The organism is Polynucleobacter sp. CS-Odin-A6 (assembly GCF_018882095.1).
GTDB lineage: Bacteria > Pseudomonadota > Gammaproteobacteria > Burkholderiales > Burkholderiaceae > Polynucleobacter.
Window position 1 is genome coordinate 165,575 of record NZ_JACVPD010000004.1, and the last position, 13,271, is coordinate 178,845.

The 13,271-nt window shown below is 44.6% G+C and carries 12 protein-coding genes; 4 read left to right on the forward strand and 8 right to left on the reverse strand.

From position 1 onward, the window contains the following. Positions 1–32: 32 nt before the first annotated feature. The gene (pgaB, locus tag ICN15_RS09805; protein ID WP_216202559.1) at positions 33–1,952 is read right to left on the reverse strand and encodes a poly-beta-1,6-N-acetyl-D-glucosamine N-deacetylase PgaB; all 1,920 of its coding nucleotides are present in this window, start codon (positions 1,950–1,952) and stop codon (positions 33–35) included. Continuing rightward, positions 1,953–4,352 (reverse strand): tetratricopeptide repeat protein, encoded by a 2,400-nt coding sequence (locus tag ICN15_RS09810; RefSeq protein ID WP_216202560.1) that lies wholly within the window; start codon positions 4,350–4,352, stop codon positions 1,953–1,955. A 185-nt stretch (positions 4,353–4,537) separates the two neighbouring features. On the opposite strand from ICN15_RS09810, the gene pgaC reads away from it, so the two are divergent. From pgaC to ICN15_RS09830, 4 genes are read left to right on the forward strand one after another with little or no spacing between them, the layout of a single operon-like run. Continuing rightward, positions 4,538–5,794 (forward strand): poly-beta-1,6-N-acetyl-D-glucosamine synthase, encoded by a 1,257-nt coding sequence (gene pgaC, locus ICN15_RS09815; RefSeq protein WP_216202561.1) that lies wholly within the window; start codon positions 4,538–4,540, stop codon positions 5,792–5,794. Then, the gene (pgaD, locus tag ICN15_RS09820; protein WP_216202562.1) at positions 5,791–6,276 is read left to right on the forward strand and encodes a poly-beta-1,6-N-acetyl-D-glucosamine biosynthesis protein PgaD; all 486 of its coding nucleotides are present in this window, start codon (positions 5,791–5,793) and stop codon (positions 6,274–6,276) included. The genes pgaC and pgaD overlap by 4 nt, the downstream gene beginning before the upstream one ends. 18 nt (positions 6,277–6,294) lie before the next feature. Next, entirely contained in the window at positions 6,295–7,080 is a 786-nt protein-coding gene (locus tag ICN15_RS09825) for an SUMF1/EgtB/PvdO family nonheme iron enzyme (RefSeq protein WP_216202563.1), read from the forward strand. Positions 7,081–7,084: 4 nt separating this feature from the next. Further along, a complete protein-coding gene (locus ICN15_RS09830; protein ID WP_216202564.1) occupies positions 7,085–8,410 on the forward strand; it encodes an ATP-dependent RecD-like DNA helicase in 1,326 nt (441 codons plus the stop codon). Here the strand turns inward: ICN15_RS09830 and ICN15_RS09835 are convergent. The 6 genes from ICN15_RS09835 to ICN15_RS09860 form a co-directional block, all read right to left on the reverse strand. Further along, positions 8,407–8,751: a BrnA antitoxin family protein gene (locus ICN15_RS09835; protein WP_216202565.1), complete on the reverse strand. Its 345-nt coding sequence runs from the start codon at positions 8,749–8,751 to the stop codon at positions 8,407–8,409. The two genes, ICN15_RS09830 and ICN15_RS09835, sit on opposite strands and share 4 nt — an antisense overlap. A gap of 55 nt (positions 8,752–8,806) precedes the next feature. After that, positions 8,807–9,100 carry an ADP-ribosyl-(dinitrogen reductase) hydrolase gene (locus ICN15_RS09840; RefSeq protein WP_216202566.1) on the reverse strand — a complete coding sequence of 98 codons (294 nt, stop codon included), beginning with the start codon at positions 9,098–9,100 and terminating at the stop codon, positions 8,807–8,809. A gap of 354 nt (positions 9,101–9,454) precedes the next feature. Beyond that, positions 9,455–11,044 (reverse strand): gamma-glutamyltransferase family protein, encoded by a 1,590-nt coding sequence (locus ICN15_RS09845; RefSeq protein WP_216202567.1) that lies wholly within the window; start codon positions 11,042–11,044, stop codon positions 9,455–9,457. Positions 11,045–11,063: 19 nt separating this feature from the next. Then, positions 11,064–12,056 (reverse strand): tripartite tricarboxylate transporter substrate binding protein, encoded by a 993-nt coding sequence (locus ICN15_RS09850; RefSeq protein ID WP_216202568.1) that lies wholly within the window; start codon positions 12,054–12,056, stop codon positions 11,064–11,066. A gap of 123 nt (positions 12,057–12,179) precedes the next feature. Further along, positions 12,180–12,908, reverse strand: coding sequence for an LrgB family protein (locus ICN15_RS09855; RefSeq protein ID WP_216202569.1), 729 nt, complete (start codon positions 12,906–12,908; stop codon positions 12,180–12,182). After that, positions 12,908–13,258, reverse strand: coding sequence for a CidA/LrgA family protein (locus ICN15_RS09860; RefSeq protein ID WP_216202570.1), 351 nt, complete (start codon positions 13,256–13,258; stop codon positions 12,908–12,910). The genes ICN15_RS09855 and ICN15_RS09860 overlap by 1 nt, the downstream gene beginning before the upstream one ends. Positions 13,259–13,271: the final 13 nt, after the last annotated feature.

Sequence of the window (13,271 nt, forward strand, 5' to 3'; positions counted from 1 at the left end):
ACCGTGAATCAAATTACCGGCCAGCATCTATTTCACTGAAGCGCTGCTTCAGCAGAAAGCTCTTGCTTCAATACTTTCATATCGGGATGATTTGTAAATTGATCATCTGGATAATAGCCAAAATTCAATATTCCCCTGACGCGCATTAATCGCATCCAGCCACTAAGCTCTTCAGTAGGGATGGGTTTATCGGTCTTCCAGTTCTTTGCCTGAAATTCATACAGCAGTTTTTTACTAGCCTTTGGATAGATCTGCGTTTGATCAACTAAGTTGTTGAGCCATTGAGTCGGGTTGCGTGCATTTTCCATATAAGGCATTGCCATTAAAGCCACCCAGTTAAAGTGATCTAATCCATTGGGGATGGATTGCGCAAACCACTCCTCAGAGCTTGGATTAAGGGCGACCTCGGCGTAGTAGTTTCTGGCAAGGCTAATGGGTTTTCGATAGTTTTGGGCTGCATCCTTCATATTTAAGGCAAATTGCGTCAGTGCATGCGTCTTTGCCTTGTACCATTTTTCATTTAATTCTGGATTTTGAGTAATGGCCTCAATGCTCGGTGGTAAACCCCATTTTTTTGCGTAGTAATTTAAGGCAACAGGACTTGCATCTTCTTTGTCCGAGAGCGTTGCATCATCATGTATCAAGATGCCCGCAAAATTGGCATAGCGGCCAAGATCGGTATATATCCCCTCAATAAACTTTCGTGAGCGGTCTGAGAAAGGGCTCAGTCTCAAGTAGCCAATGCCTTTACTCCCATCAACCGAAGTCACTACGTCAAGCTGCTGCAACTTTTCAGGCCCTGGATTAAAGGCTAGGAGTGGCATCCAGGCAAATACTTTCACACCAACTCGTGTCCTCAGTTGCCAACTGACTCGACCAAAGAGATCTGCTTTGACCGGCATATAGCTATTCTTAAAGTAGAGGCTCTTAGCTACACCACTAGCATCGTCATCTGAAAACGCCTGTAGATAGACCGTAGTCACCCCAGAATCTTTGATGCGTTCTATGAGTAATCCTAGGTTCTTTTCTTGCTGAATGGGGTCTTTGTCATATACATAGTCTAGGTCTACGTGAATGACTCGCTCTAGAGCAGGAGGAGATTCTCGAAGGTTGGCAGCAAACTCATCAATTTCAGGATTATTGATGAGATAGATGCGTCGAATGCTATCCACAGGCTGAAGTTCTAGATTTTCTCCATCATCCAGAGTAATGGCCACTTCCATTCCGAGATCTTTAGCCATGGTTTGTGCAATCTGGTTATATCTACCATAGGGCCAAACAATAATTCTGGGTATAGTGCCAGTCTGTTTTTTAATCCAAACATTATTTTTAATTAAGTCAGCTTTGATACGAGCTAAATAGTGGTCTTCGGATTCGTATTGATGAGTAGTGTTGTTGTACTCGAATGTAGTGAGAGCTGGCATCGTATTGCCCTCAATGTTGCCTAATACACCATGATGTAAATCATAGGTATGAGAGGCAATCTCTACCAAGCCACTTTGGGAGATCTCACGCAGCTCCTGAATAGATAAGAATTTGGAGCGGGGAACTTGCTGATCTGCATAGAGAACGGTGTCATTTTCAGGAACTTCAAGCCATGAACCAACAATGGCGAGAGTGGCTGGATATTGAAATGCTTTGAGGAGGGGGAAGACATAGGTATAAAAACTCTTATAACCATCATCAAAGGTGAGAACAATCGATTTATCAGGGAGGCGCTTACCTGCCTTCTTGGCATTCAAAACATCTTGAATAGAAATGACCTGATAGTTATTCGCTTTTAACCAAGAGAAATAGTTGATGAGATTATCCGTAGTCACATCATCAATTTCAGAGCTGGCAGTCTTTTCAATCACGATGTCATGAAAGCTCAACACCTTGAAATTAGATTGTCCCCATGCAAGATGACTCACGAAGGCCAACATACATAGCAGGTATTTAAGTAATGTCATTTAGAAGCGCGACTCAAAATTAAGGTAACCAGTGATATAGCTTGATTTTGCGCCATTAAATGGAAAGCTTGTTTTGCCAACACCCCAGCTCAGCATTCTTTTATCTCCAATATTGAAATCCTGGCCGTAGCCATAGTTATTCATTGGTAGGGTGCTATAACCAGATTGAGTAACTACTCCATACGATCCATAGAATCGATGCCAAAAGTCATATTTCTTAGTTTCGATATCGCGCCATTGCAAGAACCTCAAATTGAGCGTGCTTGAATATTCAGTTTGGTTCACTGGCGAAAAATAACTTACATTCGAGTTGCTGTTTTGTTGACTTCCTATCCAGCCAGAAATATCGAGCTTGTAGTTGAATTCAGTCAAGAGGCGTTGACTGACTGTGCCGAATATCTGTTGACGGTTATTGCTTGGTAAAGTCCAGTAGCGATATCCCAGAGCAGCGCTTCTGGTGTCGGCATCCTTCCACTTCAGATCAAGCCCCACAACATTGCCGCCATAAGTGGCATAAAGAGAACCAGGAAAGAGATAAAACGCATTCCTTTCGTAGGATGCACCAACGACCCAGTTGTCGTTTAGGGTCTGTATGCCCTCAACACGCGCATAGCCTGCGTTACCTACCTCTACTTCAGCTTCTTGATTAATGCCTGTGTATCGGAGGCCACCGCCAACACCTTGATCTGTCACGGGAATGGCGGGACCACTATTTAAATCACGATACCTAGCAAAGCCCCTCAGGTTATCGTTAATAGGGGCGCTGTAGACCCGGAGATCACTGGTACGGTTATTGTTTTTTTGGCTTCCATAGTCACCATTACCCACCACAAAATTACCTGTGACATAGCCTTCTTTGTAAATATCTAGCCTATTTGAGGCATTTTTTACTGCGTTGATATCAGAATAACCCGGTGTTAATTCATTCACCGTAGAAATGAAGGTGGGGATATCGCCTTGACTCATTCTAGAATTTGCGTAACCAATTTTGGCTTCAATATCCTCTGGATCTTGCCTGGCAGCAATTTGATAGTAGTCTGCAGCAGATTGATGCATTCCCTCTGATTCTCTTAAGCTAGCAGCTGTTTTGAGTAGATCCGCATTAGACGGAATAGTGCCGAGTAGAGGAAGAAGCTTTTTATTTGCTTCCTGATATTTTTCTTGATAAGCCTCAAAACTGACTGCCTCAATGACGGCGCTGGTGTAATTAAAGTCACGCTTAGGTAAATACTTAGGGCGCACTTTAAGTTGAGCAGTGAGTTTATCTAGAACAGGTTTTGCTTCTGTAAACTGATCTTGATCGACCAAATTAAAGTACATATCTAATTGAATATCCAAGTCATCTGGTTTTTTAGCATACAATTTTTGAAGAATATTTCCTGCTTTTGCATATTGATACTTAGCGCTATAGCTAGCTGCAACTGCAGATAGAGCATAGTCAGGAACAGTGCTGCCACCAGAGATTAATTCATCATAAAGCGCTAAAGATTTGTCCCACTGCTTTCTTTTTGTATAAGCAATGATCAAATCATATTGGATCGAAGCTATTTGATCCTTAGGTGCCTGAATGGATTTGGCATAAGCCAGAGAGTTATTTAAGGTTTCTATACCAGTATCTACTGAAGTAAAGCGATTAGGTGCAACCGCAGAATCAGCCTGTGCCCAACGAAGATCGACTGCCCCAGAGTCATGAATAGCGCGTAATTTTTGATCTTGATTCGTTTTCCACTGTTTCTTGTTGATCAAATCTACAGCAAGGTGAGGGATGCCCATATCCAGTAAAACTTGAATGATGCGCTCTTGAGTATTCGGATTGTGCGGCTTAAACCTTCTAATATCTTCGTAAATCTGAAGGGCGGCAAATTGATCACCGACATCCTGAAGAGCTCCAGCCCTGAGCTCCCATGCGGACATACTATTAGGGTAATCTTTTAAAAAGCGTGCGCTCCAATAGAGGGCAGAGTCTGACTCTTTTTTTTCTCGCGCTAATGCCGTCATTCGTAACTCGATAGCCCTATTCGTACCTTGAATCTTTAAAATAGACTTGGCCAATGCATCCACTTTAGAAAAGTCTTGTGTATTGGCATAGCAGGAAAATATTGCATTCTGAACATAGGCTGGCGCCTTTGCTATATATTTTCTATTGCTCATAGCAATGACATCCTCACAAAGCTCGGCATTACTAGCTACTGATATGAAATCAGACTTATAGCGTTCAGTGGCTGGATAAGAAATCATGAGTGATTTCAGTAGGGCAGCTGATTCAATATATCGAGCTGACTTATTGAGTTCCAATGCTTTTTTGTATTGGATATCCTCTAGCAGGGTTTGACCAAGGGCTAAGTTTACAAAGAGGAGTGCGACGATTAAGAATTCCCCATGAAGATTTTTATTCTCCATAAGTGCTTATTAAAGCTGAATTGAGATTAGTTTTAATGATTTACTCAGAATACTATCTTTATGAGCAAATTGGTTATATATTTGATTATCAATTAGCTTTTCGAGAATCAATATATCCTGAGTCTAAATAATGCCTTCAGCTTCATTCTTGCTCAATTAAGCAGATTACTGTTGAAGGCTCATTTGTGGACATTTTAAAAGCAGTACCCTCTGCTATTTTCGGTTTTTGTTTTCTTTACCCACTCTTTATGAGTTGGGTCTGGGTGACTTCTGGGATTTTTTACTGGTTTCGCTATGAGCGTAAGCATTCCCTTCCAGGTAACATACCTAGCTTAAGCTCTTTTCCTAAGATTGCCTTAATTGCTCCTTTTTATAATGAAGAGTCTAGTGCTGAAGAAACTCTGCGTAATCTGATCGATCAAAATTATCCTAATTTTGAAGTGATTGCAGTAAATGATTGCAGCGTCGATTCAACAGGAGAGATTTTGAATCGACTTGCACGCGGACATCATCAATTACGCATTCTTCATAATTCTGAAAATCAAGGCAAAGCCGTCTCTTTAACTGCGGCTGCATTATTAACAGACGCTGAATTTTTGCTATGCATTGATGGCGATTCTCTTTTGGACCAAAATGCTGCTCGTTGGATGCTGAGTCATTTTCTAAGAAGTAGCCGCGTAGGCGCTGTTACGGGTAATCCACGCATTCGAACCCGTTCTTCTGTATTAGGCAAGATTCAGGTTGGCGAGTTTTCATCCATTATTGGCTTAATCAAGCGCGCCCAAAGAACCTATGGTCGATTGTTTACTGTGTCTGGGGTTTGTGCCATGTTCCGTAAATCCGCATTAGAAGATGTTGGCTTTTGGTCTAACGAGACTCTGACGGAAGATATTGATATCAGTTGGAAACTGCAAATTCGGCATTGGCAAGTTCGGTTTGAGCCTGCAGCCATCTGCTGGATTCTGATGCCAGAAACCATTAGAGGGCTTTGGAGTCAAAGACTTCGTTGGGCAACAGGAGGGGCACAGGCAGTTCTGAAGTTTTCAGATATGTTGTTCGATTGGAAAAGTCGCAGAATGTGGCCAATATTTTTTGAATATGCTTTGAGTTTATTTTGGTCCTATTCGATGCTAGTAACCATTATTATTTATTTATTGCATTTCTTCATTGCACTGCCAAATTACATCAACGTCGAAACTCTGATTCCCGAATGGACAGGTATTTTGATTGCAATGACCTCAATGACTCAAATTGCTGTAGCGATGTGGATAGACTCCCGCTACGACTACCAAATTTGGCGTAATTATTTGTTTACTATTTGGTACCCAATTGTATTTTGGATTTTATGTATGGCCACTACGGTCGTTGCTTTTCCACGTGCTCTATTCAGAAGTAGCAGCAAGCGTGGTAGATGGAATAGCCCCGATAGAGGCTTGCAATGAGGCAATTGCCATCCCATATTCAGGTGAAATTATCAGAGGGGCGCCCCTTAATTTTTTCTCATGTACGACAAGACTCTAAAACGGAGTGGGCAATATCTTTAATGATTGATGCAGCTGGATGGGGTATTTGGCTTTACCTTTGGAAAGTCATGATTACTTCTGTCGCATGGTATTTTGGCCTTCAGTTGGCATATCAAGAGTGGGCCAGCCCCAGTGGCTTGGAACAGTTTATTGAATTTATTGAGACAGTATCTTTATATGGAGTGGCTTTATGTTCCGCATTGTGGGTTTGGGCGCTTCAAGATATTTGGAGATTTCGCACCGAAAAGCGACGTTCAGACGTTCGCTCCCCGTCTCTAGAGGGCGATTGCTTGTGGACATCGATTGGGCCAGTTGATCTTCATGAGGCAAGATCTCAAAAAATAATAAAATGTACATATAGCCCCGACGGTGAATTAATATCTGCCAAGCCCCTTAAGTAATCCCCCTTTTATATTCTCATGAAAAAATTTGATTTTCTTTCCATTAGTTTCGGTCTACTACTGTCATTCATTGCCCTGTACTTCATGTTGAGACCCTCAGCAGCAACAAGTGCCCCTGCATCCACTATTTCCGTGGTTCAGGTGGGTAACATTGCTTGGGATCAAACCGAGATGACCATTGCTGATATGAAAACTTTTGTAACTGGCACAGGCTTTGTGAGTCAAGCGGAGAAAAATGGTGGTGGTCTCTCTTACGAATCGGGCTTTGTAAAGAAACTTGGCTGGACCTGGAAAACTCCCTACGGTGCTCCCGCTAAAGATGCGGAGCCAGCAGTTCATCTCAATCAATCTGAGGCAGCATCCGCTTGCCGTTATTTTGGAAAGCGTTTGCCTACTGAAGCTGAGTGGAATTCTGCAGGATTTGTAGAACAACGCTCTAATCCACCTTCTGGGTATATCAAAGGTGAGCGCTATCCATTTCCGGGTGGCAGCACGCCAGCGGTTTCTCACTGCTTAAGTGGCTGCGGTGACTATAAAGGTGTAGCACCAGCAGGTGCTCTTAACCGCGGCACAGGCCATGTTCTTACCGGCACTACTAAGCCTGGTGTCAACGGACTGCTGGACATGGGTGGCAATGTTTGGGAATGGACGGCCACCGAAAGAAACGGTGGCTATATTACCAAGGGGGCATCTTGGTGGTACGGCCCAGAACGGCAGAAAGAGTCAGATATGGAATCTAAACCTAGCGACATCGCCGTGGTTTATATCGGTTTTCGGTGTGTGGCCGATGCCGTGAAACAATAGGAGCATGACCAATCCTGTAGTTGACCCATCCGCAATAGAAATCACCCCTGAATATCAGGCAGTCATTGATGCCATTGAGCGAAGTGACCCCTATATTTTTGTCAGCGGTAAAGCGGGTACAGGGAAGACTACCCTCATTGGTTATTTGCGAGAGCATATCTCTGGTAATGTCGTGGTGGTGGCCCCCACGGGAGTAGCAGCCTTGCAAGTGAAGGGCGTGACCATTCACTCTTTCTTTCGCTTGCCACCGCGATTAATCTTCCCTGAAGAGGATATTAAGCCCTTAAAAGATAAGCGTCTTTATAAAGATATTCGTCTACTGATCATTGATGAAATCTCGATGGTCAGAGTAGACGTGATTGATGCAATCGATTTATTTCTGCGTGCCAATGGACCTCACAAGAGTGAACCCTTTGGCGGCATTCAGGTGATGTTTGTAGGGGATTTATTTCAGTTGCCCCCGGTAGTCTCCAACACCGATATGCAAGTCTTATCCGAGCGTGGCTATGAGGGACCTTATTTCTTCTGCGCAATGGCATTGCATCGCAAGGATGTCACGATGGTGGAGTTGTCCAAGATCTTTCGCCAGAAGGATGCCCACTTTGCGAGCTTACTCAATCAGATCCGTATTAACCAAGATATTGATGAAGCCCTTGATACCTTAAATGCCGTTTGCTATGAAACTAAAAAAGAGGCTGATGAGCAAACCATTACCTTAACTACGACTAATGCCCGTGCCGATCAAATTAATGGTGCAGGCTTACGTGCCTTAACTACGGATGCCAAGGTCTATACCGGCAATAGCACGGGCAAGTTCAATGTGGATGAGCGTAATCTACCCTCCCCAAATCACCTCACTCTAAAAGTGGGAGCCAAGGTCATGTTCACGGCAACCGATAGTAACTTTCCGAAGCGCTGGGTCAATGGCACCATCGGCGTCGTTCGCGAGCTGCTACCCAACACCGTGAAGGTAATGGTGCAAAACGGTCCCTACTCGAATACGGTTGAAGTCAAAGGGCACCAGTGGGAATCCTATCGATACGATCATGACATGATGTCCGGCAGAATCTCGCCCAACATCATTGGTACTTTTGTGCAAATCCCATTGATGTTAGCTTGGGCTTTCACCATTCATAAGAGTCAAGGCAAGACGCTTGATAAGATCAAAGTAGATCTCTCTTCGGGTGCATTTGCATCAGGACAAGTGTATGTTGCCTTGAGTCGCTGTACCTCCATCGAGGGCATCACTCTAGAGCGACCGATACTGCCTAAGGATGTGAGCTGTGATCAAGAGGTAAAGCGTTTTTATCTGAATTGCTTACCTAGTTAAGCCGCTTTTGCTAACCTCTTGCTGTTCTTTTGTTTTTCAGTCTTCTGTTTTTCTAAAGCTTCGCTAGCAATCAGCTTAAATTCACCCTCTACGAATCGTTTTAAGGCCTCCCGCATAAGAGGTTGATAGCCCATATCGTATTTAGTGCCCAAGAGTTTAAAAGACTCAATCAAGTCCTGCTCTAGTCTGATGGAGATCATTTGGAGTCCTAGCGCCTCGTCAATTTGAGCGCTCATTTTTTTATCAACTACTCTCGCATGCTTTAGGTCACTACCGAGCTCGCCGCTCTCCCAAGCCTTAGCTGAGCTCTCTATTCTTACCCTCTTACTTTTTGCGATCATCGCATTCCTCGCTTTTGAGTTTCAATATTTAGCCACTTTCATAGAAATGACACTTTTAGTAAGGCAATGATATTGTATTGTATATACGAATTTCTGTAGAATTTGGTGGAAATGCACTTTTTAGGTAAATCATGTCGTTGTCGAATATAAAAACCACCTTAATTAAAAATCCTTGATTATTTTCTGAGATAAACCATTCTGTTGGCGGTTCTGTCAGGTGATCTAGTCTTGTATCCTCGAGGTAAGAGCGGGCTCTATTCATAAAACATTGCTCAATATCTTGACGTCTGATGTGGTGCTTGAAGGTTAATTTTTCTTCTATTGCTGGACTAATTACCAGATTTTTCATTCCTTCACCCTTGTATTGTATATACATATTTTACCAAAGGGATGAATCCTAAAATTGAAAAAGTTTGTTAACCCATGATTGAAATAATGGAATTTATTTCAATAGGGTGGAGTAGTGGGGCTCCATTAAAAATTCTCATATTGTTGCCTAATATGATTACTATGAAAAAAGATCTTAGTAGGAATGATGAGGGTATTAGCCCTTCGAAAAACGATGCAAAGCCATCACTTCCAAAAAATATCCAGGGCTGGCTAGATTGAAAGCTCTAAAGACATCGCCAAGCAAGGCGATGATTATTTAATTCTCGGTAAATCTCTGAATTTGGAGGATAAAAATATAGGGTGGTAAATCGCTTTAAAAACCAGCCGCCAACCCATCGCGGCGATGATCGCTACCAGCAATATAAGCATCTGCAGTATCTTCACCCAATAGCGCAATAGCTTGCGCACTGCCAAAGTCCAGACTGTTTGCTGGCATGACGGTAACTTCATGCCCCATGGCTTTTAAGCCCTCCACAACAGCGCTTGGCATCGAAGCCTCTACAGTCAGCTTGCCCTCATCATCAATTCTCCAACGGGGTGCATCAGAGCAAGCTTGTGGATTGAGATGCTCATCGACAAAGCGCATCACAAACTGCAGATGTCCTTGGGGTTGCATATTGCCACCCATCACACCAAATGCCATGGTTGGTTGATTGCCCTTAGTAAGGAATGCCGGAATGATGGTATGAAAAGGGCGCTTGCCGGGAGCCACTTGATTGGGATGGCCATCGACTAAGCTAAAGCCCATGCCTCGGTTTTGGAAAGCAATACCACCCGGGGCAACAACGCCAGAACCAAAGCCTTTGAAGTTGGACTGAATATAAGAAATCATCATGCCAGAGTCATCGGCGGCACATAGATAGACTGTGCCACCCGCGTGCGGATCTCCTGCGCCATAGGTTCCTGCCTGCGAATGGTTAATGAGTGCAGCGCGACTGGCTAAATAGTTTCCATCTAATAAAGCACTCGCTGGCATTTTCATGGTGCTGGCATCAGAGATGTGTGCATGCGCATCTGCAAAGGCCATACGCATCGCCTCCACCTGCAGATGAATACGCTGAGCAGAATTAGCTGGATATTGTTTGACATTAGCAGCCTGCAAAATGCCAAGGGCTATTTGTGCGGCGATGCCTGAGCCATTCGGGGGAATTTCATGGAGAGTGAAGTCGCCATAGTCAAATGCCAACGGTTCAACCCAATCTGTTTGGTTGGCAGCGAAATCAGCCATCGTGAAACACCCACCTGTACTCTGAGCAAAATCAACCATGCTTTGCGCTAAGCGACCGGTATAAAAAGATTCCCCTTCAGTCTCTGCGATTTCGCGTAAGGTATTTGCTTGAGCAGGGTAGCGCCAGATTTGACCTGCACTAGGTGCTTTGCCTTCGATCAGGAAAGACTCACTAAAGCCAGGTTGATTCTTTAAGATCAGAATCGCTTCATGCCATTGACGGGCAATCACCGGAGAGACGGGAAAGCCATGTTCTGCATAATCAATCGCGCGTTTGAAGAGTTGCGCAAACGGGAGCTTGCCAAATTTTCGGGAGAGTGCAATCCACCCTGACACCATGCCGGGTACTGTCACCGTATTCCAACCAATCAAATCCATTGCTGCTTTACCGGCAAAAAATTCTGGAGTCCACGCTGCTGGTGCACGACCAGAGGCATTCATGCCATGGAGTTTCTTACCATCCCAGATTAAAGCAAAGCCATCGCCACCTAAACCATTCATCGTGGGTTCTACCACCGTGAGTGTGATCGCAGTGGCTAGGGCAGCATCAACCGCATTGCCCCCATTTTGTAGGGCTTCGATCCCCGCTTGTGTAGCTAAAGGCTGTGAACTCGCAACGGCATTCTTAGCCAGGACGGGGGCGCGGCCGCCACCAAAGGGAGGGGCAATTAACATGGATTTAATCTATTCAATTTCAGTCAATTTTAATATTGGCAGACTTCACGATCTTCGTCCACTTGTCATGCTCGCTTTGGGTAATGATGGCCAATTGATCTGCATTCGCAAACTGAGGGTGAATTCCTTGATTCGCTAGACGCGTCTTGAAGTCAGGATTCGTGAGAATCTTCCGAATCTCTCTTTCTAGTCTTGCAGAAATAGCTGGAGGGGTTCCCTTCGGCGCAAACATGGCATAGAGATTCTCGACATCAAATTGTTTCATGCCATCTTGTCCTAGGGTCGGAACATTGGGCATGAGGGGTGAACGCTCTGGGGCAGCAATGGCGATGGGGCGCAACTTCCCACTTTGAATATGAGGTAGAGAGGCTGTCACGCTGTCAAACATCATTAGGGTATTGCCAGCCATTAAATCAGGTAAGGCAAACGAGCTTCCCTTATAAGGGACGTGTGTACCCATAGCGCCGATACGCTGCATAAACAGTACTGACTCTAGGTGGGAGAGGCTGCCATTACCTTGAGAGGCGTAATTAAAGTCACCCTTCTTGGATTTAATAAACGCAATTAACTCTGGCAAATTTTTAGCTGGAACAGAAGGATTGATGACGATCAAATGGGGAATGCTGCCAACCAAGGAAATGGGCGCAAAGTCTTTGGTGAGGTCTGCTGCTGGATTTTTGAAGAGCGCTTGAGAAATCGATTGATTCGTTAATGCACTAAACAGTAAGGTGTATCCATCAGGAGCAGCCTTCGCAGCTGCACCCAAGGCAATCATGCCACCGGCACCTGGTTTATTTTCAATCACAACAGCCTGGCCAAGCGCCTCACCTAGCGGCACACTGATTGCTCTAGCAAATGCATCGGTTGAGCCACCAGCAGGAAAAGGCAGAATGGCCACAATGGGTTTCTTGGGCCAGTCAGCATCTGCTGCCGCAAACACAGGGCTACTAAGGCCTATCGACAACAACAAGCCTGTGAGGAAATGCTTACAAAAGTGTCTTGTGAGGTTCATGTGAGTACTCTTTCAGTGATAGTTCTATCGTATTGGAAAAGTATGGCTTGCATGGTCTTATTTCTATCTAAATGTGAATGAAGTGAAGGTTAAAGGCTAAGGCTAAAGTGGAATGGAATTAGATTAGCGATTGAAGAGGTGATAGAGAATTGGGATGGCCACCGCACTAATGACGCCATTCATGCCCATCGCGAGGCTGGCATAGGTGCCCGCTTCTGGATGGATGCTGAATGCACGAGAAGTACCAATGCCATGAGCCCCAATGCCAATCGCAAAGCCCCGTTGCCACCAGGCTTTCATACCGAGCGCATTCAGAATGAAGGGCGCCAAAATAGCGCCCAGTATTCCAGTGGTCACGGCAAAAATCGCGGTTAAGGTTGGAGAGACGCCAATGCGCTCTGCAATACCCATTGCAATTGGTGCGGTAACCGATTTTGGATACATTGCGCCAGTGATGCTGGCGTCAGCACCGAAGAGCTTGGCAATGTTGACTGCGCTAATAATGGATATCAAGCTACCCGCAATCAAGGACGCCAGTAATGGTATGGAGCGACCCTTCAGACTGCTTAAGCCTCTATAGATCGGAATCGCCAAAGACACGGTCGCAGAGCCTAAAAGGAAATGAATAAATTGGGCGCCTTCAAAGTAACTTGAATAGGGCATCTCTATTAATTGAATCACGCTCGCTACTAAGGTGATGGCAATGGCTACAGGGTTAGCTAGTGGATTCTGCTTGGTGGTCCTGTAGACCCACAGACCAATTTGATAGGCGGCTAAGGTGATGAAGAGTGCAAATAAAGGACTGCCTGATAAATAGACCCAAATCTCAACAATAGAGTGCTTCTCGTTCATTAATCAACCCCTTTAGGCTTAGGGGTCAGAAAACGTACTATTACCGCACTGGTAGCAATGGTGAGAATCACGCTGCCGAATAAGGCGCTCACAATGGCCAGCGCATTGGCTTTAAGTTGAGGTAGAAAAAGCACCACTCCAACAGCAGCAGGAACAAACAAGAGGCCAAAATATTGACTAAAACCATCGGCCACGCTGGCTAATTCTGGATTGACCCCATTGCGAACTACCAGCCAAAGAATCAGGAGTACTAGGCCAATCACGGGGCCGGGTAGGGTTGGCAGAGCAAACTTGGATACAAGCTCCCCAATGCTTTGAAACAAGAGGATTTGGACTAAACCGGAGATCATATGACAATCTTAC

Bases quoted from the DNA above. Each gene is read 5' to 3' on its own strand.
- ICN15_RS09855 (WP_216202569.1), bottom strand. From the start codon at position 12,908: ATGAACGAGAAGCACTCTATTGTTGAGATTTGGGTCTATTTATCAGGC.
- pgaD (WP_216202562.1), top strand. From the start codon at position 5,791: ATGAGGCAATTGCCATCCCATATTCAGGTGAAATTATCAGAGGGGCGC.
- ICN15_RS09825 (WP_216202563.1), top strand. From the start codon at position 6,295: ATGAAAAAATTTGATTTTCTTTCCATTAGTTTCGGTCTACTACTGTCA.
- ICN15_RS09850 (WP_216202568.1), bottom strand. From the start codon at position 12,056: ATGAACCTCACAAGACACTTTTGTAAGCATTTCCTCACAGGCTTGTTG.
- pgaB (WP_216202559.1), bottom strand. From the start codon at position 1,952: ATGACATTACTTAAATACCTGCTATGTATGTTGGCCTTCGTGAGTCAT.
- ICN15_RS09835 (WP_216202565.1), bottom strand. From the start codon at position 8,751: ATGATCGCAAAAAGTAAGAGGGTAAGAATAGAGAGCTCAGCTAAGGCT.
- ICN15_RS09845 (WP_216202567.1), bottom strand. From the start codon at position 11,044: ATGTTAATTGCCCCTCCCTTTGGTGGCGGCCGCGCCCCCGTCCTGGCT.
- ICN15_RS09840 (WP_216202566.1), bottom strand. From the start codon at position 9,100: ATGAAAAATCTGGTAATTAGTCCAGCAATAGAAGAAAAATTAACCTTC.
- ICN15_RS09810 (WP_216202560.1), bottom strand. From the start codon at position 4,352: ATGGAGAATAAAAATCTTCATGGGGAATTCTTAATCGTCGCACTCCTC.
- ICN15_RS09830 (WP_216202564.1), top strand. From the start codon at position 7,085: ATGACCAATCCTGTAGTTGACCCATCCGCAATAGAAATCACCCCTGAA.
- ICN15_RS09860 (WP_216202570.1), bottom strand. From the start codon at position 13,258: ATGATCTCCGGTTTAGTCCAAATCCTCTTGTTTCAAAGCATTGGGGAG.